At 35.8% G+C, this 23,280-nt stretch carries 27 protein-coding genes; 13 read left to right on the top strand and 14 right to left on the bottom strand.

Annotated features, from left to right (window positions below; all coding sequences use genetic code 11):
- The first annotated feature begins 80 nt into the window (after positions 1–80).
- The 8 genes from IEV85_RS13100 to IEV85_RS13065 all read left to right on the top strand — a co-directional run bounded on the left by IEV85_RS13100 (position 81) and on the right by IEV85_RS13065 (position 7,078).
- Entirely contained in the window at positions 81–1,220 is a 1,140-nt protein-coding gene (locus tag IEV85_RS13100; RefSeq protein ID WP_188464067.1) for an acyl-CoA dehydrogenase, read from the top strand.
- A 195-nt stretch (positions 1,221–1,415) separates the two neighbouring features.
- Positions 1,416–1,607, top strand: a complete 192-nt coding sequence (gene rpsU / locus IEV85_RS13095; RefSeq protein WP_188464065.1) for a 30S ribosomal protein S21 — start codon at positions 1,416–1,418, stop codon at positions 1,605–1,607.
- Between the two features lie 73 nt (positions 1,608–1,680).
- Positions 1,681–2,562, top strand: a complete 882-nt coding sequence (locus tag IEV85_RS13090) for a tyrosine-type recombinase/integrase (RefSeq protein ID WP_188464063.1) — start codon at positions 1,681–1,683, stop codon at positions 2,560–2,562.
- Positions 2,563–2,586: 24 nt separating this feature from the next.
- A complete protein-coding gene (gene hpf / locus IEV85_RS13085) occupies positions 2,587–2,883 on the top strand; it encodes a ribosome hibernation-promoting factor, HPF/YfiA family (RefSeq protein WP_188464061.1) in 297 nt (98 codons plus the stop codon).
- Positions 2,884–3,069: 186 nt separating this feature from the next.
- Complete coding sequence (locus IEV85_RS13080; RefSeq protein ID WP_188464058.1) at positions 3,070–4,239, top strand: tetratricopeptide repeat protein; 1,170 nt, start codon at positions 3,070–3,072, stop codon at positions 4,237–4,239.
- 11 nt (positions 4,240–4,250) lie between these two features.
- Positions 4,251–5,576, top strand: a complete 1,326-nt coding sequence (locus IEV85_RS13075) for a hypothetical protein (protein WP_188464055.1) — start codon at positions 4,251–4,253, stop codon at positions 5,574–5,576.
- A gap of 80 nt (positions 5,577–5,656) precedes the next feature.
- Positions 5,657–6,517 carry a carboxylating nicotinate-nucleotide diphosphorylase gene (nadC, locus tag IEV85_RS13070; protein ID WP_188464053.1) on the top strand — a complete coding sequence of 287 codons (861 nt, stop codon included), beginning with the start codon at positions 5,657–5,659 and terminating at the stop codon, positions 6,515–6,517.
- 84 nt (positions 6,518–6,601) lie between these two features.
- Positions 6,602–7,078, top strand: coding sequence for a YcxB family protein (locus tag IEV85_RS13065; RefSeq protein WP_188464051.1), 477 nt, complete (start codon positions 6,602–6,604; stop codon positions 7,076–7,078).
- Positions 7,079–7,157: 79 nt separating this feature from the next.
- Here IEV85_RS13065 and IEV85_RS13060 read toward each other — a convergent pair whose 3' ends face one another.
- On the bottom strand, positions 7,158–8,129 hold the full coding sequence (locus tag IEV85_RS13060) for a M28 family peptidase (RefSeq protein WP_188464049.1): 972 nt from the start codon (positions 8,127–8,129) through the stop codon (positions 7,158–7,160).
- Positions 8,130–8,570: 441 nt separating this feature from the next.
- Between IEV85_RS13060 and IEV85_RS25100 the strand changes: the two genes are divergently transcribed.
- Positions 8,571–8,705, top strand: a complete 135-nt coding sequence (locus IEV85_RS25100) for a hypothetical protein (RefSeq protein WP_262892150.1) — start codon at positions 8,571–8,573, stop codon at positions 8,703–8,705.
- A gap of 25 nt (positions 8,706–8,730) precedes the next feature.
- On the opposite strand, the gene IEV85_RS13055 is transcribed toward IEV85_RS25100, so the two are convergent.
- From IEV85_RS13055 to IEV85_RS13000, 12 genes are all read right to left on the bottom strand, one after another.
- Complete coding sequence (locus tag IEV85_RS13055; RefSeq protein WP_188464047.1) at positions 8,731–9,192, bottom strand: MaoC family dehydratase; 462 nt, start codon at positions 9,190–9,192, stop codon at positions 8,731–8,733.
- A gap of 49 nt (positions 9,193–9,241) precedes the next feature.
- Complete coding sequence (locus IEV85_RS13050; RefSeq protein ID WP_188464045.1) at positions 9,242–9,970, bottom strand: SIMPL domain-containing protein; 729 nt, start codon at positions 9,968–9,970, stop codon at positions 9,242–9,244.
- A gap of 48 nt (positions 9,971–10,018) precedes the next feature.
- The gene (locus IEV85_RS13045) at positions 10,019–10,564 is read right to left on the bottom strand and encodes a hypothetical protein (protein ID WP_188464043.1); all 546 of its coding nucleotides are present in this window, start codon (positions 10,562–10,564) and stop codon (positions 10,019–10,021) included.
- Between the two features lie 63 nt (positions 10,565–10,627).
- The gene (locus IEV85_RS13040; protein ID WP_188464040.1) at positions 10,628–12,769 is read right to left on the bottom strand and encodes a peptidase domain-containing ABC transporter; all 2,142 of its coding nucleotides are present in this window, start codon (positions 12,767–12,769) and stop codon (positions 10,628–10,630) included.
- A gap of 19 nt (positions 12,770–12,788) precedes the next feature.
- Entirely contained in the window at positions 12,789–13,313 is a 525-nt protein-coding gene (locus IEV85_RS13035) for a redoxin domain-containing protein (RefSeq protein ID WP_188464038.1), read from the bottom strand.
- Complete coding sequence (locus IEV85_RS13030; protein ID WP_188464036.1) at positions 13,313–13,936, bottom strand: hypothetical protein; 624 nt, start codon at positions 13,934–13,936, stop codon at positions 13,313–13,315. The genes IEV85_RS13035 and IEV85_RS13030 overlap by 1 nt, the downstream gene beginning before the upstream one ends.
- 12 nt (positions 13,937–13,948) lie before the next feature.
- Positions 13,949–14,560: a hypothetical protein gene (locus tag IEV85_RS13025; RefSeq protein ID WP_188464034.1), complete on the bottom strand. Its 612-nt coding sequence runs from the start codon at positions 14,558–14,560 to the stop codon at positions 13,949–13,951.
- On the bottom strand, positions 14,560–15,063 hold the full coding sequence (locus IEV85_RS13020; RefSeq protein ID WP_188464032.1) for a hypothetical protein: 504 nt from the start codon (positions 15,061–15,063) through the stop codon (positions 14,560–14,562). Before IEV85_RS13020 ends, IEV85_RS13025 begins: the two co-directional genes overlap by 1 nt.
- A complete protein-coding gene (locus IEV85_RS13015; protein WP_188464030.1) occupies positions 15,041–16,303 on the bottom strand; it encodes a carboxypeptidase-like regulatory domain-containing protein in 1,263 nt (420 codons plus the stop codon). The genes IEV85_RS13020 and IEV85_RS13015 overlap by 23 nt, the downstream gene beginning before the upstream one ends.
- Before the next feature lie 137 nt (positions 16,304–16,440).
- On the bottom strand, positions 16,441–16,599 hold the full coding sequence (locus IEV85_RS13010) for a hypothetical protein (RefSeq protein WP_188464028.1): 159 nt from the start codon (positions 16,597–16,599) through the stop codon (positions 16,441–16,443).
- Positions 16,600–16,697: 98 nt separating this feature from the next.
- Positions 16,698–16,901 (bottom strand): HTH domain-containing protein, encoded by a 204-nt coding sequence (locus IEV85_RS13005; RefSeq protein WP_188464026.1) that lies wholly within the window; start codon positions 16,899–16,901, stop codon positions 16,698–16,700.
- Between the two features lie 75 nt (positions 16,902–16,976).
- Positions 16,977–18,386 (bottom strand): pyridoxal phosphate-dependent decarboxylase family protein, encoded by a 1,410-nt coding sequence (locus tag IEV85_RS13000; RefSeq protein ID WP_345259655.1) that lies wholly within the window; start codon positions 18,384–18,386, stop codon positions 16,977–16,979.
- Between the two features lie 82 nt (positions 18,387–18,468).
- Between IEV85_RS13000 and IEV85_RS12995 the strand changes: the two genes are divergently transcribed.
- From IEV85_RS12995 to IEV85_RS12980, 4 genes are all read left to right on the top strand, one after another.
- Positions 18,469–19,062, top strand: coding sequence for a LemA family protein (locus IEV85_RS12995; protein ID WP_188464023.1), 594 nt, complete (start codon positions 18,469–18,471; stop codon positions 19,060–19,062).
- A gap of 52 nt (positions 19,063–19,114) precedes the next feature.
- Entirely contained in the window at positions 19,115–19,552 is a 438-nt protein-coding gene (locus IEV85_RS12990; RefSeq protein WP_188464021.1) for a TPM domain-containing protein, read from the top strand.
- 7 nt (positions 19,553–19,559) lie between these two features.
- Positions 19,560–20,351 (top strand): TPM domain-containing protein, encoded by a 792-nt coding sequence (locus IEV85_RS12985; protein WP_188464019.1) that lies wholly within the window; start codon positions 19,560–19,562, stop codon positions 20,349–20,351.
- A gap of 110 nt (positions 20,352–20,461) precedes the next feature.
- The gene (locus IEV85_RS12980; RefSeq protein WP_188464017.1) at positions 20,462–22,249 is read left to right on the top strand and encodes a glycoside hydrolase family 15 protein; all 1,788 of its coding nucleotides are present in this window, start codon (positions 20,462–20,464) and stop codon (positions 22,247–22,249) included.
- A gap of 4 nt (positions 22,250–22,253) precedes the next feature.
- On the opposite strand, the gene IEV85_RS12975 is transcribed toward IEV85_RS12980, so the two are convergent.
- On the bottom strand, positions 22,254–23,261 hold the full coding sequence (locus tag IEV85_RS12975; RefSeq protein ID WP_188464015.1) for a DNA topoisomerase IB: 1,008 nt from the start codon (positions 23,259–23,261) through the stop codon (positions 22,254–22,256).
- Positions 23,262–23,280: the final 19 nt, after the last annotated feature.

Raw genomic sequence — 23,280 nt, 5'->3', positions numbered from 1 at the left:
TAATGTTAGTTGGGTAAATACAGCAATGTTCCTTATCTTTAGGATTAAATAAATAATACATCAACTAACAGCAATATTTTATGGACTTTGGATTGAATGAGAACCAGCAGATGATTGCCCAAATGATCAGAGACTTCGGGGCAAAGGAAATTACTCCTCATAGAGACCAGTGGGACGAAGAGCAATATTTTCCGGTAGAAGTGATGAAAAAATTGGGTGAATTAGGCTTAATGGGTGTTTTGGTTCCTCAGGAATATGGTGGTTCGGGGTTTGGCTATGAAGAATATGTTACAGCTATTTTAGAACTATCCAAAGTAGATCCTTCCATAGGGTTATCTATGGCTGCGCATAACTCTTTATGCACAGGTCATATTTTGCAGTTTGGTAATGAGGAACAAAAGAAAAAGTGGTTGCCTAAATTGGCTACTGCTGAATGGATTGGTGCATGGGGCTTAACGGAGCCTAATACAGGTTCAGATGCAGGTAACATGAAAACTACCGCTGAGCAGGATGGTGACTATTGGGTAATCAATGGGGCAAAAAACTGGATAACACATGGTAAATCAGGAGATGTTGCTGTAGTGATTGTTAGAACTGGTGAAATAGGCGACTCACATGGCATGACAGCTTTCGTAGTTGAACGTGGTACAGAAGGCTTTAGAGGAGGTAGAAAAGAAAATAAATTAGGAATGCGTCTTTCAGAAACAGCTGAAATGATTTTTGAAGATTGCAGAGTACATAAAGATAACATTTTAGGGGAAGTAGGTCATGGCTTTATTCAGTCGATGAAAGTATTAGATGGAGGAAGAATTTCAATTGCTGCACTTTCACTGGGAATTGCTCAAGGTGCATATGATGCGGCATTGGCTTATAGTCAGGAAAGACATCAGTTCAATCAGCCCATATCAAAGTTTCAGGGTATTGCTTTCAAATTGGCGGATATGGCTACAGAGTTGGAAGCTGCTAAATTACTCACTTTTCAGGCTGCTGATTTAAAAAACCGAGGAATGAGCGTGAACAAACAGTCTGCGATGGCTAAATACCATGCTTCTGAAGCTGCAGTGAGAATTTCTACCGAGGCAGTTCAAATTTTTGGAGGCTATGGCTATACAAAAGATTATCCGGTAGAGAAATTCTACAGAGATTCTAAGCTTTGTACTATTGGTGAAGGTACTTCTGAAATTCAAAAACTGGTAATTAGCCGGTCTATATTGAAGTAGTATGAATTGCTCAGGACGCGGCCTATGTATTTAACAAAACATTGTAAATCAATAAAATAAAACATTTGCAAACCCAAAACATTCCCCGTACCTTTGCAGTCCTTAAAACAATCTCGCTTACTCAATATTTAATCAGGCGGGAATAAATATATAGATAAAGTTTTAAGAACGCTCGCGGAAGGAGGTGTATAATATATGATCCAGATAAACGTAAAGGAAAACGAATCAATCGATAAGGCATTGAAACGCTTTAAGAAGAAGTTTGAAAAGACTGGTGCTTTGAAAGAAGTACGTGCTCGTCAACACTTCGTAAAACCTTCAGTTGAAAGAAGGAAAGAAGTAATTCGTGCAGCATATAGACAAAAAATGAGGGATTTAGATAGTTAATTTCTTTAGCTATTATCAAATCTTTTAACTAAGTTAGTATTCACCCGTATGGGAAAGAATACTAACTTTTTTTATGCTTAATACTTTTCTGAAATACCTGCAATTTGAAAAGAGATACAGTGTGAATACACTGACTTCCTATCAATCTGATCTCCATCAATTTGTTTCCTTTCTAGAAAATCAATACCAACTTACAGATCTTTTAAAGGCAGAGCATCGTCACATCCGTTCATGGATAGTTGCTTTAATGCAACAGAAAATAACGCCTCGCTCCATTAACCGCAAAATGGCTTCTCTACGGATGTTCTACAAATTTGCTATTTCCAGAGAGGCGATTAATCATAATCCTGTTCAAAAAATCCAGGCATTAAAATCACCTAAAAACTTACCTCAGTTTGTGCATGAGACGGACATTAACGATCTTTTAACACTTTTTGACTTTGATGATGATTTTGAAGGTCAGAGAGATGCATTCATTCTGGAATTGCTTTATGGCACAGGAATTCGTTTATCAGAATTAATTGGCCTCACCTTGAATGATATTAATCTTAAAAGTGGAACAATGAAGGTACTGGGAAAAGGAAATAAAGAGCGGATTATTCCATTTCATGCAACATTATATGAGCGGTTAGAAAGATATCTTTCTTTTAAAAAAAACGTATTTAGTAGTACAGATAATGATCCCTTAATTGTTTCGTTGAAAGGGGAGAAAGCGTATCCGATGATGATATACAGAGTTGTTAGAAAATATTTAGATCAATGCACCAGTATTGATAAAAGAAGCCCTCACGTACTGAGGCATACCTTTGCAACACATTTATTAAATAAAGGGGCAGACCTTAATGCGGTGAAGGATTTGTTGGGACACAGCAGTCTGGCAGCCACGCAGGTTTATACCCATAATTCGCTTGACAAGCTGAAAGCAGCTTTTGATCAGGCACATCCTAAAGCGTAAGTTTAACTTTTAAAAAACAAAATCATGAAGTTACAAATGCATTCCATCCACTTTGACGCAGACGTCAAATTATTAGATTTTATCCAAAAAAGGGTAGATAAGCTGGAAACATTCTATGATCGTTTTATTGACGGAGAAGTATTTCTTCGGCTTGATAAGGACTCACAGAATGAAAATAAGCTGGTGGAGATTAAACTTAATATTCCTGGTGCTCAGCTTTTTGCAAAGGAAAAGAAGGACTCCTTTGAGGCAGGGGTAGATGATGCGGTGGAAGCTTTGAGACGACAAATAAAGAAACGTAAGGAAAAGCAAATTGCTTAATTTACTTGATTAAATATTTTGAAAGGCCCGGAGTTAATTCGGGCTTTTTTTGTTATAATCAATACTTCAACAAGCCATATCATACCCTAAAGAATAAATGCTTGATAAAACTTGTTAAAGATTGAATAATCAATTCGGTATAATATTTGCAACTTTGCAGTTAAGCCCAACCAACATATAAGCTACATGAGAAAACTCCTTATATTTTATATATTCTTTTTTTCAGCACCAATAGTCACTGAAGCACAATATGTTATTCATCAGGATAGCTCTATCCTGATGAATAACATGTATATACAAATGGAAGTTACGGCTTCTGTAAATGCGCTATACAATGCAGAGCATGCCAGGGCAGAAAAAGACTTTCGCTGGTTAAAGTATAGGTTTCCTGCACATCCTTTGCCATATTTTCTTTTTGGCTTAAATGAGTGGTGGAAAATTATGCCTGAACCTCAGAATACCTCCCGAGATGGTATTATGCTGGCGTATATGGATACTGCCTTATATTTTGCTGAAAAAATTCATGAAAGAGAACCTGAAAATATTGAAGCAGCATTTTTTCTCTCCGCTATTCATGGATTTAAAGGAAGGCTTTATGCTGAAAGAGGGAGCTGGACTAAAGCTGCTTTTGCAGCAAAAAGCTCACTGAATTACCTGGAAATGAGCAGAGGTCAAAAAGATCTAAGTCCGGAATTCTTATTTGGAGATGGCCTTTATAACTATTACCGTGAATGGATTCCTGAAAACTATGGTATCCTTAAGCCCATTTTGAGGTTGTTTGATGAAGGAGATAAAGAGCTTGGTATAAAGCAACTTACTACAGTTTCAAGAATGGCTTTTTATACCCGAACAGAAGCACAGTATTTTCTGATGCGTATTCTTTCCGTGGAGGAAGGGGAGGTTTATCGGGGTTTACAACTTGCAGAATACCTTCATAAAACATTTCCTCAGAATGCGTATTTTCATCGATACTACGCCCGCTTGCTTTATTCTACAGGCAGAATGAGTTCTGCTGAAGCAGAATGCCTGGAGATTATCCACAATATTGACAGCGCAAAAACCGGATATGGACCTACTTCAGGCAGGTATGCAGGTTTTTTTCTGGGTCAGATTTATGAGCGAACAAATAAATTAGAGGAAGCGAAAAAATATTATAAAAGGGCTATAACCTTCTCTGAAAGCATTGATGAGGAAGAAGCAGGCTACTATTTGTACAGTATCTATCATTTAGGTGTAATTGCAGAGGCTCAAGGGGATAAGAAACTGGCTAAAGAATATTATAAGAAAGCGAAAAAGAAAGCAAGTAGAGGAGAAACTGTTTTTGATAATGCGAAAGATAAGCTGAAAGAATTGTAATTTTAAGGCGGATGTCTTCTCAGGATTTCATAATAACACCCATCACTTTTTTAGTGCTGATGCTGCTTGCTTATATTATGCGAGAGGTAACATCCGATGATGAAACCAAAAAGTATTTTTACCCCGCCTTGCTTTTAAAAATGATTGGTGCCATTGGTGTAGGCATAATTTACCAGTTTTACTATGGAGGAGGTGACACCTTTACTTATTTTACCCATGGCGCCTCACATATCTTCGATGCTTTTCAGGATGATTTCTCCAAGGGGATAAAATTATTGACAGCAAATGGAGAATGGGATCCTGAAACTTATAAGTATGCCTCCAGAATCTGGATGTATCGTGACCCGAATTCCTATTTTATTGTAAGGATTGTTGCAGTTTTTGGTTTAATAACATTAAATACTTATTCCTCAATAGCCCTGTTTTTTGCCTTTTTCTCATTTTGGGGACTCTGGCTAATGTACCAGAGGTTTTACAAAATTTACCCTGAGCTGAAAAGACATTTCGCTATCGCTATATTTTTTATCCCCACCGTATTTTTTTGGGGCTCCGGCATTTTAAAGGATACTATTACCCTGGGTGCTGTTGGCTTTTTGGTATATGCCTTTATGCAAATATTTTTTGAGCGAAAAAATATTTTAATTAACAGCCTTATTGTTTTGCTATCAGTTTATGTCATTTATTCTGTAAAGCTATATATACTTTTAAGTCTGGCTCCGGTGCTTATATTTTGGTTCTTTATTTATAGAATTGAGAGAATCCCATCGATGGTTGTAAAAATTTTAATTGCCCCGGTTCTGTTAGCGATAGGGCTGTTTCTGGCGTATTTTGTTGCCTTAAAAGCAGGAGAGGATAACAAAAAATATGCGCTCGATAAAATTGCAGAAACGGCACAGGTAACAGCTTATGATATCAGATATTATACAGGAAAAGATGCCGGATCAGGTTATGCCTTGGGAGAACTTGACGGAACTTTTGGGAGCATGATCAGGTTAGCTCCGCAGGCAGTAAACGTGGCTTTATTCAGACCTTATATTTGGGAAGTGAGCAATCCGTTAATGTTACTTTCCGCTATAGAAGCCTTGTTTCTATTTTTTCTATTTGCGAGGCTTTTGTGGAGAAATAAATTTTCAGATGTAATGGCCTCTGTCAGAACCCCCATTATTTTATTCTGCTTGTTATTCTCTATTATATTTGCCTTTGGTGTTGGTATTTCAACGTACAATTTCGGAACCCTCTCCCGCTATAGGATTGTGATGGTTCCCTTTTTTGTAATGGCGCTCTTCCTGCTGGATTTCCATGCTTCGGCACGAAGAAATGCAAGTGATGGAGAGTAGTGTGTGAGATTATACTACCTTTATTATAGAAATAAGGTGAAATGAACATCAAAAGTTAACTTTACATAAAAATTTAAAAAGTGACATACCAATATTTAACACCCAAAGCAATAGATCATTTTATAGCAGAGGCCTTGATGGAAGATATTCAGGATGGTGATCATTCCTCATTGGCTTCTATTCCTGCTGGTAAAAAGAGTACCGCACAACTGCTTATTAAAGGCGAAGGAATTTTGGCTGGTGTAGAAATGGCAAAACATATTTTCAAAAAGGTAGATTCTGAATTGGACTTGGAAGTCTTTATTCAAGACGGTGAAAAAGTTAAATATGGAGATGTTGGCCTTAAAGTTTCAGGCTCTGCTATTTCAATCCTCAGCGCAGAAAGGTTAGTGCTTAACTGTATGCAGAGAATGAGTGGAATTGCAACTTACACAAATCATTTAAGTGCCTTGATAGCTCATACCAAAGCCAGGTTACTGGATACCCGCAAAACCACTCCCAATTTCAGGATAGCTGAAAAGTGGGCAGTGGCTATTGGTGGTGGCAAAAACCATCGGTATGGGCTTTTTGACATGGTTATGTTGAAAGATAACCATAATGACTTTGCCGGAGGAATTACCAAAGCTGTTGAAGCTACTAAAGCATATCTGAAAGAAAAATCACTTCAGTTAAGAATAGAAGTAGAAACCAGAAATCTTGAGGAGGTGAGGGAAGCCTTAAATGCAGGAGGCGTAGATGTAATTATGCTGGATAATATGAGCAATGAAATGATGCAAGAGGCAGTGAAAATAATCGGAGGAACCTGTGAAACAGAGGCTTCCGGAGGCATTACTGAAGAGACTATCGCTAAAATTGCTGAAACGGGCGTTGACTATATTTCAGTTGGCGCATTAACACATTCTTATAAAAGTTTAGATATCAGCCTAAAAGCGGTTTCCTGATAAGATAAAATCAAATATATTTGCACTCCATTTCAGGAAGCTTGAAATTCAATGCTTCATTAAATTTAAAATCAATAATAAGCAATGCTTGTAAAAACTAAAAAATATAAGCTGGATAACGGCACATACATCAAAACAGGATTACAAAATATTGTCAAAGAGCAATGGTGGGTAGGTTTAATAGCAATTGCACTATGCTGTGGCTACTTTCTGGCACCTAGCATTTGGTGGTTTATAGGAACAGGAATTGCACTCTTGCTTTACTTTTTGTTTTGGGTAATTCAGTTTGCAGGAGTAACTCAATTGGAACAGTATAAAATTCTATTTGAAAAGCTTTCTTATGAAATTACCTCACAGCAAATTCTTATTAAGCTAAACACAAAACAAGGCATGCCTGTTAAGTGGGATCAGATTAAATCTGCAAAGCAAAGTAAGAAAGCTTTCATATTGGTGTTATCTAAAGCGCAGTTTATTTATTTGCCTTATAAAATTTTCAATTCTGAAAATGAGAAAAAGTTTGTAGAAACAATATTGAAAAGAAAGTCTTTGATAAAAGCGTAATTATTATCAAACCCTGAACAAAAAAGCCAGCTGAATTTTAAAAACAGCTGGCTTTTTTATTGAAAATACATGAAAGAGACTATTCTTCATAAATTACCTGCAAGGTTGTTTGGCCTACAGCTTTCAATGTTTCCTTAGAAATGATATCCATATTATCTTTGTGCCTGTGGTGGTAGTCAGGGAAGAAGTCATTTGAGAGTGGATCATGCGCAATAATATCAATCATAGGGATTTTGGCATTTACATTCACGAAATAATGATCATCTGTAATGCCTCCAACTTCGCTTGATCTGAAGTACTGACCATAGCCAATTCTTTCTGCTGCATTCCATACTTTATTTACAATACTGGGAGCAAACTCCATTGAATAACCTTCTTTATGAAATTGAGCCCCCTCAGCACCTACCATGTCGAATAAAATGCCATAATAAGCTGAGTAGCCTGGAATATGTTTGTTTTGTGACCAATATTGCGAGCCTAAACACCACCACTTAGGGTCACCTCCCTGGCCGGGTTTTCCATTGTCTTCCCCGTCAAAAAAGATGATATCAATGCCTACCTCTGGCTTATTTTCAGCCGCCTGAATAGTTCTGAGTACCTCCATGATCAGTCCTACACCACTGGCTCCATCATTGGCTCCGTCAATAGGTTCATTTTGCCTTTCCGTGTCTTTATCTGCTACTTTTCGGGTATCCCAGTGGGCTGCCAAGAGAATTCTTCTTTTTTTCTCTGGTAAAATAGAACCAATAATGTTAGTTAATTTCCATACTTCACCATCATATGTATCAGCATCAAATTTTTGGGTAACTACAGAAGCACCAAAGGATTCTAATTGCTTAATTAAATAATCTTCAGTTTGCTGGTGAGGGCTAGTATTAGGAACGCGCGGACCGAAGGCTACCTGATCAGCAATATACTGATAAGCTCTTTCGGGATTGAAAGCAGGTACTGCCAGGTCTTTTCTATCCTCTTTAACTGTTTCTTTCTCTGATTTAGTAGAGCAGGAAGTAAGTACCGCAACGATAATTGAATAAATAAAAATTTTTTTCATAAAGAGCTAAGCAATGTTGGTCAAAAATAAGAAGGTATTTTTCTTTATCCGATGTTTTTCTCTAAAAGTGTAAAACGGATAGGGGCTAATAGGTATTGCTTTTAATTGTTTTTAAGTAAAATTACCTACACTTTGGATCTGTTTTAAGCTTTTTTAATAGGAAGGGTTTAGTAGCACGCCATGTGTCTTTTAAGTTAAAAAGGGTAATTTTTTTTATACAAAATCATTTAATTTTTACAATCTTACCAGTAGCCATTTAAAATATAAATTTCTTAACCTCAATTTTCCTGAATTGAACTGGTTTTTTAGTCGTTTTATCGATTGATGATTCCCTATAGTAGATTTATAGCGGGTACGTAATGTTTACCAAATAAGGCTTTTTTTACTTTGTACAGGCTCCTTAACTTTACCTCAATAAATAGAAATTTGAAATAAGGATTTATGAAAAAGACTACAAAACTATTCGCGGCAATGGCAGGATTGGTATTATTAGTTTCTGCTTGTGCACAAAGAACTTGCCCTACTTACACTGAAGTAGACCATCAAAAGGAGTCAAAAATAGAAGCTACTGTTTAAAATCATATCAGTAGCTTCCGGTATTTTATTCAAAATGATATAGAAATATTAAAGAAGCTGAATAAGCTGGCTTTTTCTCGCCTTTTACTTCCATTACAATATCTATCTGGGCTTTACATACCCCTCTTAAATCAATAATGGAATTAAGCTTGGCAGACAACCTTACTTCCGAACCAACTTTTACAGCATTGTTAAATTTTAGTTTCTCAATGCCATAATTAATCATCATTTTCAGGTTGGTAACTTCAGCAATCTGCTTCCATAAATAAGGAGCCAGCGAAAGAGTTAGGTACCCATGCGCTATTGTATGGCCAAATGGGCTTTCTGCAGCCTTTTTCTCATCCAGATGAATCCACTGATGATCCAGAGTAGCATCTGCAAATAAGTTTACCTGTTCCTGATCTATTTTATGCCAATTTGAAACGCCCAGTTCCTTTCCGTCATAGGCTTTAAATTCTTCAAAACTGCTAATTTTGATTGGGTTCATATACTAAGGTTTTTTAAATGAAAGTGCAATATAAAGCCAATTTTGCACTTTATTGAATAGAAAACACAATGTTTAGCTCTGCTTCTAATTTAATATTTTTAAATTCTACATCGCTAGCCATGCTTCCACTTTCATCTGCCATAGCCATTGAGCGCATATTATTCTGATTTTTGTAGTAATATACTGGCTGATAACCATTGGCATTTTCCTGAATTTCAATTACTTTACCTAATTTCTCACCTAATGGCGCCAATAAAGCTTCAGCCTTAGCTTTAGCATTTTTGACTGCTTCTACCTGCAATTCCTGGTTAAGTTCCTGAATGCGTGAGTGGGTATATTGTGAAACCCTTGCATATTCTATTCCTTTAGGATCAATCTGGCTCAAAATCTGAGTTAGGTATTTCCCATCATTCAACTTTAGCTGAAATTGCTTTCTGGCCATAAAGTCTTTATTTTCCTCTTTTTTTGTCCAGCTATAGTTGTAGCCATATACGTTTTCTATAGTTAAATTTTCTTTTGGAACTCCAGCTTTCTTAACAGCAGCAACCAACTGATTTTCCAGTTCAGCAATAGTGAATTTGCTTCCCAACTTTGTTTGGTACTCTTTTAATGATATATCAAAGTAGATTATGTCAGGTGCAATTTCTTTTTCTGCTTTACCTGTTACTGAGATACTTCTAATGGTTTTATCACTCTCTGTTTTTTGAGCATATGCCTGAGAGAAAATGAATAATAGTGCAAAAGATAGGATGATGGATTTGATTGTTTTAGTTTTCATAAGTAAAATTTGTTGTTTATTAGCAGCAGGCAAATGTTATGCCGAAACTTAAAGCACTCCGGTTAACCTGTAAAAATCATACATGCTTATCCGAAACGCTTCCTTGTGGTCATTGTTGCAAAACAGAGGAGCTTGATTTTGGCCATCGGGTGTCCAGCTCAATTGATGCTCCTGAAGAATGTGGTTGTAAATTTCAGTAAGAAATGCTAATTCCTGCTGTCTCTGAAGCTCTTGCAATATTATCTTCCCTTCTTTGTTTCCTTTTGCGTCATTCCAATAAATAGTTAAATTTTCTTTTATTATTTTTTCATTTATCTCAAGAATGGCATAGGCTTTATTTATGCGCCAGTTTACCACAATAGCTGTATTGAAAGAGTAACGAGTATTTTGTGGTCTATCCTCATGCCTGTAGATTCTCCAATCGGCTTTCTCCAATGTCTCCAGGTCGTAATTTGATTGTCGAATATTTCTGAAGAATATATAAGCATCATCTGTGTAATTGAAGGTCAACTTTTCATGTTCAATAATTTGATCTGTGCTGAGAGAACATGCACAGAAAAAAGAAATCAGAATCAACTGAATGGAATTTTTCATGATTAATTAACCTGAAGCAAGTGAAACCTGTTTTAATCATATGGAAGAAATATTATGTTCTTTCTAGACAAGTGATTTCAAATCCCTAATTGACGCACTAAAGAAATTGGAGCTATTTAAAAGCTCTTTTGGTGTTTCTCCGTGAGTAATTTTTCCGTTTTCCAATATATAAATTCTATCTGCATGAGAGGCAACATCAATTTCATGAGTAATCAGTAAAATGCTTGAATCTAATTTGCTGTTGTTTAATAAATTCAGAATAGAACTTGATGTTTTTTTATCCATCGCTGAAGTAGGCTCGTCTAATAGTAGTAAACTAGGCTTTTGAAGTAATGCCCTAGTAAGTCCAATGAGTTGTTTCTGTCCGCCAGATATTTGAACACCACCCTCTCCAATAATTGTCATAAAGCCTTGAGGAAGTTGATTAAAAAAAGGAGTTAGTCCTGATTTTTTCACAAATTCTAATGTCTCCTTTTGAGTTTTAATGTCGTCTGAGAAGCATAAATTGTATAGAACATTCCCGTTAAATAAATGAATGTCTTGAGGGCAGTAACCAATATTATCAAGAATCGAATGTTTTGAAATATGATTGAGTGAGGAGCCATTAATTGTAATTTCTCCAGCCGTTGATTTTAAGAAGCCTAAAATTAATTTGAAAATTGTACTCTTTCCCGTTCCATTTTCTCCTAAAATTGACACCCATTCCCCTTTAACCATATTAAATGACACATCTGTGAATAAATCATTCCTCCCAGGAAACTTAAAGGATAATTTTTCAAATCTCAAAGAATCAATATTATGAACATGAATATTTTTCTTATCTCCGGGTTTGTCATATGTGTTAGTAAATTCTTCAATTCTATTTAAAGCTATATTGGCCTCCTGAATTTGTATTATGGAGTTTATAATGCTACTTAAGGCAGGCAACATAAAGTTGGAAAGAGAGATGATTGCAACCATTTCTCCAGTTGAAATAACTCTATTAAATGTCAAAATGGAGGAGTAACTGAATATACCTATTAAAAATATTACACTTACAAACCCATTGAAAAGCATTAGCTTATTGCTTATTTGACCTGTATCATATACGGATTTCTGAAATTGTTCATAAATACGTGCGGTTTTTGATTCAAAAAATTTTTCAGCCTGAAATGCAGTAATTTCATTAGCTCCTTGAATGGTACTTATATAGTTACTTTCGTTGGCGGCATAGCTCCCCATTAACTTTTTATAAGCTGAATTAATATTGCTAAAAATGAGTGTGTATATAACAACATAGATAAGTAAGCAAATCGATATAAAACCAGTAATATAGATGTTGTAGACAGAAACAGCTACTAAACTAGTTATGAGGATTAGGAACTGTACAGAAGTGGATCCAAAAATGTTTAAAATGACCTTCTGAACTTTAGCGCTATCATTTAATCTGGCAATAAAGTCTCCCGTTCTTCTTGCCTTTATTGTAGCCCAAGGAAGTTTAAATATCTTTTTGAAGAATAGTTTAATTTGTTCAACATTAATATTGTATGACTGTTTTAATAGAAACTCAGTATTAAAATAACTTAATCCAAGCCTTAATAACAGTAGGATCCCAAAGACAAGCATTCCTGTATAAAATTTCTGCCAATCGGTATTCGGGATAATATCATCTACTAATTTCTGTAAGAAAATGGAAATAGAGATATTAACTATGGCTATTATTAAACCAATAAATAAAATATTTGATAGAAATGGGATATTTTTTTTTAAAATATTAAATACTTCACTTCTTGTGCTGCCGTTTTGCGAATTATTAATTAGTACTTTTTTTCCAGGAGTTAACTGCAATAAAGTCTTTGTTTTCCATTCAGACATTAAATGATCCTCATCCAGATGCCTTATGCCAAACCCGGGATCTCCAACTACATGTTTTCCATTCTGAAACCCATAATAAACATAATAGTGATTGAGATAATCATTAATAGTCACCGGAATTATTACAGGCTCTTTAACTTTTGAAAGTAGTTGTGGGTCATTGACTTTAAAACCTTCGGCATTAAATCCACAGGAAATAGCACCTTCCATTAGGCCTAATAAAGTAGTGCCAGTATTTCCAGCACCTGTTTGTTCTTTAATATATTCATAACCAATTTGAAAGCCATGGTATTTAAATACTGAAGATAAACAAGCTGTGCCACATTCTGCTGCCCCATTTTGGAGCACCATGCTTTTTCTTATTTTTCGATTATTTGAATAGTTTTTTAACATCATTGAATCCGAGGTATCCTTTATGGCTAACTAAAACGCTTTTATTAGAGTCTAATATTAAATTGTAAGGATAGGAGAAATCTGTAATAGTCTTTGCGAAGTCTTCTTCTGAGGAATAAAACACTTTGACGAAGCCTAAAATGCCTTTTGATTTTAAGTAAGTTTTAGTGGTTTCATGATCTAAAGAAGAAATTAAATACACCATGATATCATTTTCAGCTAAGCGATCTGTTAAACCATGCAATAGATTTATCTGGTCTTCACAAAAACTACAATTAGGTGAGAAAAGAATAACCCAGTTTCTTGAAGCCTCTAACTTCAACTCATGAAACATTATTGATTTTTCGAGATTGGAATTCTGGGAAATAGCCAAATTGTCTATTTTTACTGATTTAGAAGAATTACTATTAGGCTCGAAATTAAGAGTGAATTTAAAGTATAAGAGAACAGAAAAAATACCCAAAAATAAAACCAGCACTATTTTTTGATTAGTAGATTTCATTATAAAGTCATTAAAATAAGTACAATTCCCTGAATTATGAGGACGCTTACTATTCCTGCTACCAAAACAGTTATAAAGATATTTATTATTCTTAAGCCGGAAGTTCCTTTGTAAATTAGGAAACTTAACAGAATTACATAGAGGAAATTAAAGACGTTTACTTCCTTTAACAACCCTTCATATAATTTAGATTTTTCGGAGGTTGTAAGGCCCAGAAAAGTCAAAATAGAGTATTCACCCACATCCTTCAAATCTGCCAAATTTAAAACATGCAATATGTCATAGTATTTTATTGCATTAAGAAGAATGGGTAAATAGAAAATTAAGCTGGCGAGGATCACCCACTTCAAAATCTGTCCAAATTTGATTGGGAGTTGTTGAATATTGAAGGCTGTAAATATAAAAAACGAAGCATATAAAAACTTCAATATAAAAATTATCGGGGCTAAAGTCAGGTCGTACTTAAAACTTTTTATAGCAAGAAAAAAGTTACTATCATCTGTAATAGCAAAGTTTTCATTTTTGAATTTTAAGAAATAAACAGTGATTAGGTAAAGTAAAAAATATAATAGAAAAGGAATTGATTGTTTAACACGGGTTGAAATTAAAGGTGCACTGGTCATTATCCTGATCTATTAAAATATAAAATAACTTATCAAAATTTTTATGGTAAAACCTGCAAAAACGAGAAGATAGATCCATTCTGGTTTTGTCTTTTCCTCGTTGAACCACCTTATCAACTCTGCGAAAAGAATCAAATACAGGATATTAAAAAGTGATAGTTGTCCAAAGAAAAATCTCAAGAACTCATTATAAAATAGATCCTGAAGCGAGAAAACGTTTATATTCATGTCTTTAATAATCTCGGGAGGAAATACTAGGTAGTATATAGTATAGGCAATGTTCTCTAATACAAATACAAGTAGTGCAAAGAGTGCTAATTTGAATAACTCTTTAAACTTAAATTTGTTGAATATTGACACAAACAGAGCAATAAAAAATGCACTATAAGTCAGTTTAAACAGGTTTATGAGATTAAAGAGAGACCAAATAAAATGCAATCCAGCATAGCCCTTTTCTAAATCTTCTTCTGTTCTTATTTCTTTTTGGCTACTTTGTAATACAATATTATCATCTAAAAAGAGATAATGGCGCAATGCATAAGTACTCAGGAAGAGCACTATGAAAGCAATAAGATGGAACCAAATTGAATAATTTTGGTAATAAATAGTTAATTTTTCTCTCATTATTTTGCTTTGTAGCCTGAGGGTACCATCGGGGTTCCCTGATCGTAGGCATTAATGTATAAGGTATCTGCTTGAGTCTTTTTTCCTTCCGGATAAACAACCCAAACATCAAGCAAACCAAATTTCTGATCTGCTCCAATAGTAGCACTATTTAAGGTTTTAAATGGGCAACAACTCTTTAACCGCTCATATTCTATTGGAGCACCGTCTTCAAGCTTAAAACTATTTAAATAACGCATACGGTTTTTTCCACCTTCATGGTGATTAGTAACACCCACAAATATGGGGTTTTCAGGAGTTCTCCCATAACTAGGGTCCTGGGCAATTGCTTTTATGGATAACATACTTGAGTCACTGCTCATTTCATAGGCCTTTATAGTGTTTTTGTCCGAAGTGTATTCAGGATAGTCACGGTCGAACTTACTTTGCACCTTACAGCCACCAATTATAATTAGCAATAATACAGTAAGTGGTAAATAATTATTCTTCAATAAATAGCGCATCAATTGAGTTATTTTGGGTTAAATCAGTGATCATTTTCTGGCTAATAGGATTGATAGGAATGGTATTAATATTATCGAAGGTGAATCCTAATCTTTTAGTGGGTTGTATATCATACATGTCATCATCTTTACTCATTTCGCTTCGCCAACTAATTTTTTCATAATCTTTAGTTTCTAAAATGTACAGTTCATTCACAGTATAAATCTTTCCTATTTTACCTTTAGTAGAGTAGTATTGTTCACTATCTGCAATGTCAAAAATTCTTGAAGCATTAGAACCAACCACCATATCTCTTATAAAGAACGGAAAATATAAATCCCCTGATTTTTGGTACTGAATCAAATAGTTTGCTCTGAAACCATCATCATTAGAGGATTTTTTAACATTCTTTACCCACCGATTAAACTCAATGATTGCATAGTCATCTTTATTTATAATTAAATAGCCCCCAGTTTCGAAAAACTTAATTAATTCCTTATCAGCTCTTTTGAAGTTGATTTTAATAAATTCTTCTTCACCTATTTGAAACTGAGATACAATAGAATAAACATTATCTTCAACGAAACCTGTATTCAATAATCTTGTCGGAGATTCTTTTCTTAATTTTGCTAAACTTGGACTAACTAAAACTTCATTAAAATCTTGCTCTTCTGCATCAGTGGGTTTAAATGGGTTAGCCTTATTCATAGCATATACACCCGCATCTTGGTATAACCAATTTTGTAAAGATTGGCGCCATCCAATATTTCTATTATCCTCCGTTTTCCTTAATCTCAGTACCTCATACTGTGTTTTTTCCGAAGGAGAATTCACTCCTTTATCACTGAGCATTACAATGGCTTCTACCATTCTTGAATAAATGGAATCTCTTACACTGGATTCTCTATAGAATGCGATTTGTGAATGTTTTTTATTTGAGTAGTTTTTAGTAATATTCTTAATTGCCTGTTGCACATACCAAGAAGCTGAGTCAAATGTTCCTTTAACCACTACCTCCTTTAAAGATATTTTGCTAAAATTAAGATACACTTTATTCAGATCATCAAAACTCATTTCTGTATTAGATAAGAATTTTTCTTCAAAGCCAATGGATGAAATTTTGATTTTAAATAAAGTCTTAGAAATATTTAATGTGAAAAAACCAGAATCATTACTAACTGTGCCAATTTCAGTTCCAGGAAGGCTTATATGTGCATAAGGAATAGGATTGTTAGAGGAATCTAATATCCTACCAGTCAATTTTTGACAATAAGAAGAGTTTGATATATACAATCCACAAAATAGAATTATACAAAATTTATATTTGAGTCTCATACTTCATGTTAAAATAGCCTTGCATTATCCACAAGGCTATTTGTAAATTTAAATTAGAATATTTAGGCTAAGCAACCATAAAAATCATTACTGATAACATCCATAGCTTGATCAGTGTGACCATTGTCAAATAACCACATAACTACATCATGCCATTGATCACAATTCTCAATTTGGCCACCTGAGATATTTACCATTTCATTTTTCACTAACTTTTCCATTGTTTTTAAAATTTAAATAAGTTAAAAATTTATTACATCAGTAAAGCTAGTTTTACTACATGTCAAATCCCGTCAAAAAATACATTGGTATTTAATTTTCATTCAAAAATGAATGAATTTTTATCTTTATAGTATTTTACAGCTTTTTCATAATGAAGACAAAGGTCACTGATCATTCTATAAACTGTTCTTTCAGAGACATTAAATGTTTTTGCTAATTGGGAGCAGCAACCAGTTCTTTCCTTTTTAATTAAATCAGAGAGGTATGAAAGCCTTTCAAAATATTTTAAGCCAGCTGACATTCTAAATAGGTTTGAGTTGAAAATATTACATTACTGTAATAATATATGTTCTGATCTAATAATCAAAATAAATCCTTAAGAAATATAATTTTTTATAATCTCCCAGGCTCTTTCCACATGTGCTTTTGTTAAATCAGGATGGCCACCCACCCATCGGATGGTATATTTGCCATTAAGCGTAGTGTGGGTCATAAATATTTTACCCTCTTCATTAATTTGCTTAAGCAGTTTTTCATTGAAGCTATTTAATTCCTGTTCATTCATTTTACCATTATTAAAGCGAAAGCATACGAGGTTGACTGGTACCGGAGCAAGCATCTCAAATTCAGGATGTATTTCAATTTGTTGTTTTAACCAATTGGCCCATTCACAATGCTGCCTGATAATTTTTCTAAGGCCTTCTGCTCCAAAACTTCTAATAACAAACCATAGCTTTAAGGACCTAAATCTTCTACCTAGCTGAATATGCCAATCGCGGTAATTGTTTACTTCTTCATCTGCCCCGGTTTTTAGATATTCAGGCATAATGGAAAAGGTATTCTTCAGAGCCTGCACGTCTTTAACATAATATAAGCTGCAATCAAAGTTTGTAAAAAGCCATTTATGAGGGTTAAAAACAAATGAATCCGCTTTTTCGATGCCAGCACTCATCCAACGGAATTCCGGGACCACCAATGCCGCTCCCGAATAAGCCGCGTCTACATGTAGCCAAAGCTTGTATTTTTGGGTGATTTTGGCAATTGACTCAATGGGATCTACTGCGGTAGAACTTGTAGTACCCATGGCTGCCATTACAAATAGAGGATGAAAACCTTTTTGTAAATCTTCAGAAATGGCTGCTTCCAGCCTTTCTGGAATCATGGCAAAATTTTCATCGACAGGGATTTTTACAAGATTATCCAGTCCAAAGCCTGCGATTTTAACATCTTTATCAATTGAACTGTGAGCTTCCTGGGAACAATAGATTCTGTAAACAGGCATTCCTCCGAAACCCTTTTGGTTTATTGAGAAATTGGAAATTTTCTCCCTCGCTGTTAGCAATGCATTAAGCGTACCGGAACTTGCGGTATCCTGAATGGAGCCAGTCCAGCTTTGTGGTAGCCCGAGCAGATCTCGCATCCATTCCATCATGCGATCCTCCAGCTCTGTAGCTGCAGGAGAAGTAAGCCACACCATTCCCTGAACACCCAAAGTAGCGGTAATCATTTCTGCCAATACAGAAGCTTTACTTTTTGAAGCAGGAAAGTAGGCAAAGAAGTTGGGGCTTTCCCAATGGGTAATTCCAGGCAGAATGATCTTTTCGAAATCCTGCATTAATGCCTCAAATGACTCCGACTCTTCGCTAAAGCTAAGTGGCAACTGTTTTTTAATATCACCTGGCTTTACTGAAGCCATCACCGGATAATCTTCAACATTCTCGAGGTAATCAGCCATCCAGTCCACTAAATCATGGGCATGCTTCCGGAAATCTTCATTATTCAGCATCAATTAACTTTTATGTGATTAAAACGTATTCTACCTTGACATAAAACTATTTAAAAAAAATTAAGATTAATATTTTACACATATGAAAAAAGGACTTTTAATTACCATTGGCATTATAGTAGTTCTGGGGATAATTTTGTACAGTATATTTGCGGGTTCTTACAATAAAATGGTAAGTAAAGAGGAGCAGGTGACAAGCGCCTGGGCTCAGGTAGAAAATGTATACCAACGTAGAGCAGATTTGATTCCTAACCTTGTGAATACCGTAAAAGGGTATGCTGACTTTGAGCAGGAAACTCTTCAGAATGTGATAGAAGCGCGTTCGAAAGCCACTGGAGTAAATGTTAACGCGGGTGATCTAAGCCCTGAAAAAATTCAACAATTTCAACAAGCGCAGCAAGGTTTAAGCTCAGCTCTTTCCAGATTAATGGTAGTAGTTGAGAAATACCCTGATTTAAAGGCCAATCAAAATTTTCTTCAATTACAATCTCAGTTGGAAGGCACCGAGAACAGAATTGCTGTAGAGCGAAGAAGGTTTAATGAAGTAACGCAGGAATACAATACTTATATCAGAAGCTTTCCTCAAACAATGCTGGCCGGCATGTATGGGTTTGATAAAAAGGGATATTTTGAGGCAGATCAGGGAGCAGACCAGGCACCTGAAGTGCAATTTTGATATCATCTTATCTAATTATCTAACATTTTAAAATAAAAGAGCAAAGTCAGATATGGCAAAAGATTCATTTAGTAAGGAGGAAAGGTCGGAAATTGTAGCAGCCATTAAAGCAGCTGAACTACAAACTTCAGGAGAAATCCAGGTGCATTTGGAGAATCATTGTAAGGAAGATGTTTTGGATAGAGCTGCGCATATCTTTAAAGTATTAAAGATGCACAAAACAGAAGAAAGAAATGGGGTGTTATTTTACATGGCAGTTAAAGACCATAAGTTTGCCATTTTAGGTGATGCAGGCATCAATAAGAAAGTACCCGTAGGTTTTTGGGACGATATCAAAGAGAGTATGATGGCTGAATTCAAAAAAGGAGAAATAACAGGAGGCCTCAAAACAGGAATTCAAATGGCAGGAGAACAATTAGCTGCTTTTTTTCCATTCCAAAAAGATGATTCTAATGAACTACCAGACGAAATCTCCTTTGGTAAAAATTAAACTATTTATGACAAAATATATTTTAAGCATTTCACTTTTACTGTTTTCTTTTTTCTCAGTAGCGCAAAATGGAATTCCGGAAAGGCCTAATCCGCCCAGATTGGTAAATGACTACACTAATACTTTAAGCCGACAGGAGCAAAATCAGCTGGAAAGAAAGCTTCGTGCTTATAACGACAGTACCTCTACTCAAGTGGCGATTATACTGACCGATACTTATGGAGAATATGATCCTAACCAATTTGGCGTAAAGGTTTTTGATAAATGGAAAATTGGTCAGGAAGGTAAAAATAATGGTATTTTGATTTCAGTGGCTATTGAAGATAAGAAGATGTACATCAATACAGGATATGGTGTAGAGGACAGGATTACGGATGCTGCGGCAAAAACTATTATTGAAAATTATATGAAGCCTGCTTTCAGAAACAATAATTTTTATCAAGGGCTTGATGAGGCTACCAGCATTATTTTTGATCTGGCAGCAGGAAAATACACAGCTGATAAAATTGATGATAACCAGGCAGGAAAAGCGATTGGTTTAGGCACCTTTTTATTTTTCTTCTTCATTATTATCTTCTTACTTTCAAGAATACGTTCAATAAAAAATCACCATGCTTCTGGTGGAGATGGGCTCAGTTTTTTAACATTAATGATGTTACTGGGAGGCGGAGGCAAACATGGTGGCTCTTTTAATGATTTTAACTCCGGAGGCGGAGGCTTCGGAGGTGGAAGCGGAGGTGGTTTTGGCGGCTTCGGAGGCGGTATGACCGGTGGTGGTGGTGCCGGAGGAAGCTGGTAATATCACATTCAACATAAAATTGTCGGAAGGGGGGATAAAATTCACCCCTTTTCTTTTATGTTTCCATTAATTTCTGAAAATTACTGATTCATTCACTTAAAATTGTAAGAATGCAGAAAAGACATACATACGACTTTGGACTTATTGGCAATTGCGCCTATCTGGCGCTTATTGGAAAAGACACTAACATATCGTGGATGTGCCTTCCACGTTTTGATAGCTCTTTTATATTTGGGAGTCTCATTGGTGGTGACAAAGGAGGAGAATTTTCAATTAAGCCAACCAACGAGAATTTTGAAGTTGATCAACATTATATCCAGAATACGAATGTACTGGAAACAATTGTTTCTACTGGAGATTATTCCTATAAAATAACAGATTTTGCACCGCGTTTCCTGCAGTACGATCGCTCTTACAAACCTCAAATGCTTATTAGAATAGTAGAGCCATTGAAGGGTATCCCGCAGATTAGGGTGGTGTGCGATCCTGTTGGCAATTATGGTAAAGAAAGACTTCGAAGAGAAAGTGGTAGCAGCCATATCAGTTTCTTTGGATTACCGGAAACCTTAAGGCTTACTACGGATTTTCCATTGAATATGGTAGTGGATAGCAGGCCTTTTGCACTTACCAATACCAAATATATGGTACTTACCTATGGCTCACCTCTTGAGGCAGAAATACACGAAACCAGTGAGAACTTTTTAAGAAAAACCACTAATTACTGGCGCACTTGGATTAAGTCAACCAGTATTGGAATGCATTATCAGAAAGAAGTAATTCGCTCTTCCTTGGCTTTAAAAATTCATCAGTTTGAAGATACAGGGGCTATTATTGCCTCACCTACCATGTCCCTGCCGGAATCACCTAACAGCACCCGTAACTGGGACTACCGCTATTGCTGGATGAGGGATACCTATTATACCCTCACGGCATTTAATAATATTGGTCATTTTGAAGCAATGGAGAAGTATGCACTTTATCTTACCAATATTCCTATGCAGGGAAAAGAAAGGATTCAGCCGCTCTATAATGTGGTGGGAGAGAGTACTATAACGGAAAAAGAACTTGATCTGCCAGGCTATATGGGCAACCAGCCAGTAAGAATGGGTAATGATGCTTACACTCATATTCAAAATGATGTGTATGGACAAATCCTTCTGGCAATTTTACCACTGTTTGTGGATAACCGCTTTGCAAACATAGAAAAACGACAGTCGATTTATCTGCTGGAGACCATATTGGAAAAAATCGAATTCACAATGGATGAAGCAGATGCTGGTTTATGGGAATTTAGAAATCTGAAGCAGAAACACGCCTATACTCATCTCTTTCAATGGGCAGGGAGTCACGCAGCCTGTAAAATAGCCAAACAGATGGGGGAGAAAAAGCTGGAAGTAAAAGCAAAGGAACTTCTGAACAGAGCTGATGCACACTTAAAAAATTGCTATCTGTCTGATAGGAAAGCTTATGCTCAGGCTGAAGGCGTTACCCGGATGGATTCCAGTACGCTACAGCTGATTATGATGAATTATATTCCTCACAATAGCCAACTGGCAAAAGACCATTTAAAGGCACTTGAAGAAGATTTGAGAGTAGGTAAAGGGCTTTTCTACAGATATAAACATGCGGACGATTTCGGTGAGCCGGAAACAACTTTTCTAATATGTGCATTTTGGTATGTAGAAGCTTTAGCCTGTGTAGGTAGAACTGAGGAAGCTATGGAAGCTTTTGAAGAATTGGCAGGTTACTCCAATCATGTAGGGCTTCTTAGTGAAGATGTGGATTACAAAGATGGCTCTATGTGGGGGAATTTCCCTCAGGCTTACAGTCATGTAGGTTTAGTAAATGCCGCCTATCGCATTAACAATAAATTGGATAAACCTAATTTTCTACCTTAAGAAATTAGGTTTCCAAAAGAGCTAATAAAAGCTTTTCCTCTGAAGTAAGCCCATAGCTTTTGCTGCTATTTCGATAAGGGTTCTTCAGAGGAATTGCCTGCTCATTCACTTTATCTAATATTTGAGGGTGTATGTAGTAAGTTTTGCAGATAGAAGGGGTATTACCTAATTCATCTGCTATTAACCTGATAAGTATATTCCCAAACTTCTTTCTTTTGGATTGCTTTTTAAGTTCAATTGCTTCAGGATATAGCTCCAATGCTAGTCTGCTGCCTGCCCAGGTTCTAAAATCTTTGCTGGAAAAGTCCTCTCCAATAGTTTTGCAGATATACTCATTCACTTCATGGCTGTCGACAGACTGCATTTTACCGTGCTCATCCTTATATCTGAAGATTTCATATCCCGGTAAGTCCGCAGCCTTTTGGATATGTTTGGCCAGTTCATTATCCTCAATGGTTACCGAGCGCATAATTCCGCTCTTTCCCTTATATTTTAAAATAAGTTCGTCCCCCTCTTTTTGCAGATGTCTTCTTCTTAAGGTGGTAAGGCCATAGGTTTCATTTTCCTTCTGATAATACCGGTTACCAATTCTCACCCCATATTCATCCAGAATGGACACCATTAGAGCAGTAATCTTTTGCTTATCCCATCCTGGTTTGGCTAAATCCTTTTCACTTTGCTTCCTTATTGCTGGCAGGGTTTTACCAAACTCAATCATACGGGAAAATTTCTTTTCCTGCTGTATCCGCTCCCATTCCGAGTGGTAGATATATTGTTTCCTTCCTTTGGCATCTCTGCCTGTTGCCTGAATGTGGCCATCATCAAACTTACAGATTTTCACCTCAGACCACATGGGGGGCACCACAATCTTTTTAAGGCGACTTAATAAAACGGGAGATATAATTTTTTCTCCCTTCCCATCGAAGTAAGCATAGCCTCTTCCTGATTTTCTGCGCTCAATCTCAAGCGCAGAATCATCAATATGCCTTAAACGTTGTTTCTTGTTTTTCAAATTTGTAAAACTGGTGGAG

The organism is Marivirga lumbricoides (assembly GCF_014636295.1).
GTDB classification, from domain to species: Bacteria; Bacteroidota; Bacteroidia; order Cytophagales; family Cyclobacteriaceae; genus Marivirga; species Marivirga lumbricoides.
This window is presented reverse-complemented; position numbering and strand designations above follow the sequence as displayed.

Coding starts and splice junctions, on each gene's coding strand:
- IEV85_RS13000 (WP_345259655.1), bottom strand. CDS start 18,386: ATGCTGAATAATGAAGATTTCCGGAAGCATGCCCATGATTTAGTGGAC.
- IEV85_RS13075 (WP_188464055.1), top strand. CDS start 4,251: ATGTCTTCTCAGGATTTCATAATAACACCCATCACTTTTTTAGTGCTG.
- IEV85_RS13055 (WP_188464047.1), bottom strand. CDS start 9,192: ATGAACCCAATCAAAATTAGCAGTTTTGAAGAATTTAAAGCCTATGAC.
- IEV85_RS13080 (WP_188464058.1), top strand. CDS start 3,070: ATGAGAAAACTCCTTATATTTTATATATTCTTTTTTTCAGCACCAATA.
- IEV85_RS12980 (WP_188464017.1), top strand. CDS start 20,462: ATGCAGAAAAGACATACATACGACTTTGGACTTATTGGCAATTGCGCC.
- IEV85_RS25100 (WP_262892150.1), top strand. CDS start 8,571: ATGAAAAAGACTACAAAACTATTCGCGGCAATGGCAGGATTGGTATTA.
- IEV85_RS13010 (WP_188464028.1), bottom strand. CDS start 16,599: ATGGAAAAGTTAGTGAAAAATGAAATGGTAAATATCTCAGGTGGCCAA.
- IEV85_RS13040 (WP_188464040.1), bottom strand. CDS start 12,769: ATGGTGCTCCAAAATGGGGCAGCAGAATGTGGCACAGCTTGTTTATCT.
- IEV85_RS13065 (WP_188464051.1), top strand. CDS start 6,602: ATGCTTGTAAAAACTAAAAAATATAAGCTGGATAACGGCACATACATC.
- IEV85_RS13035 (WP_188464038.1), bottom strand. CDS start 13,313: ATGAAATCTACTAATCAAAAAATAGTGCTGGTTTTATTTTTGGGTATT.
- IEV85_RS12990 (WP_188464021.1), top strand. CDS start 19,115: ATGGCAAAAGATTCATTTAGTAAGGAGGAAAGGTCGGAAATTGTAGCA.
- IEV85_RS13045 (WP_188464043.1), bottom strand. CDS start 10,564: ATGAAAAATTCCATTCAGTTGATTCTGATTTCTTTTTTCTGTGCATGT.
- IEV85_RS13090 (WP_188464063.1), top strand. CDS start 1,681: ATGCTTAATACTTTTCTGAAATACCTGCAATTTGAAAAGAGATACAGT.
- IEV85_RS12995 (WP_188464023.1), top strand. CDS start 18,469: ATGAAAAAAGGACTTTTAATTACCATTGGCATTATAGTAGTTCTGGGG.
- IEV85_RS13060 (WP_188464049.1), bottom strand. CDS start 8,129: ATGAAAAAAATTTTTATTTATTCAATTATCGTTGCGGTACTTACTTCC.
- IEV85_RS12985 (WP_188464019.1), top strand. CDS start 19,560: ATGACAAAATATATTTTAAGCATTTCACTTTTACTGTTTTCTTTTTTC.
- IEV85_RS13050 (WP_188464045.1), bottom strand. CDS start 9,970: ATGAAAACTAAAACAATCAAATCCATCATCCTATCTTTTGCACTATTA.
- hpf (WP_188464061.1), top strand. CDS start 2,587: ATGAAGTTACAAATGCATTCCATCCACTTTGACGCAGACGTCAAATTA.
- IEV85_RS13005 (WP_188464026.1), bottom strand. CDS start 16,901: ATGTCAGCTGGCTTAAAATATTTTGAAAGGCTTTCATACCTCTCTGAT.
- IEV85_RS13020 (WP_188464032.1), bottom strand. CDS start 15,063: ATGCGCTATTTATTGAAGAATAATTATTTACCACTTACTGTATTATTG.
- IEV85_RS13025 (WP_188464034.1), bottom strand. CDS start 14,560: ATGAGAGAAAAATTAACTATTTATTACCAAAATTATTCAATTTGGTTC.
- IEV85_RS13030 (WP_188464036.1), bottom strand. CDS start 13,936: ATGACCAGTGCACCTTTAATTTCAACCCGTGTTAAACAATCAATTCCT.
- IEV85_RS13100 (WP_188464067.1), top strand. CDS start 81: ATGGACTTTGGATTGAATGAGAACCAGCAGATGATTGCCCAAATGATC.
- rpsU (WP_188464065.1), top strand. CDS start 1,416: ATGATCCAGATAAACGTAAAGGAAAACGAATCAATCGATAAGGCATTG.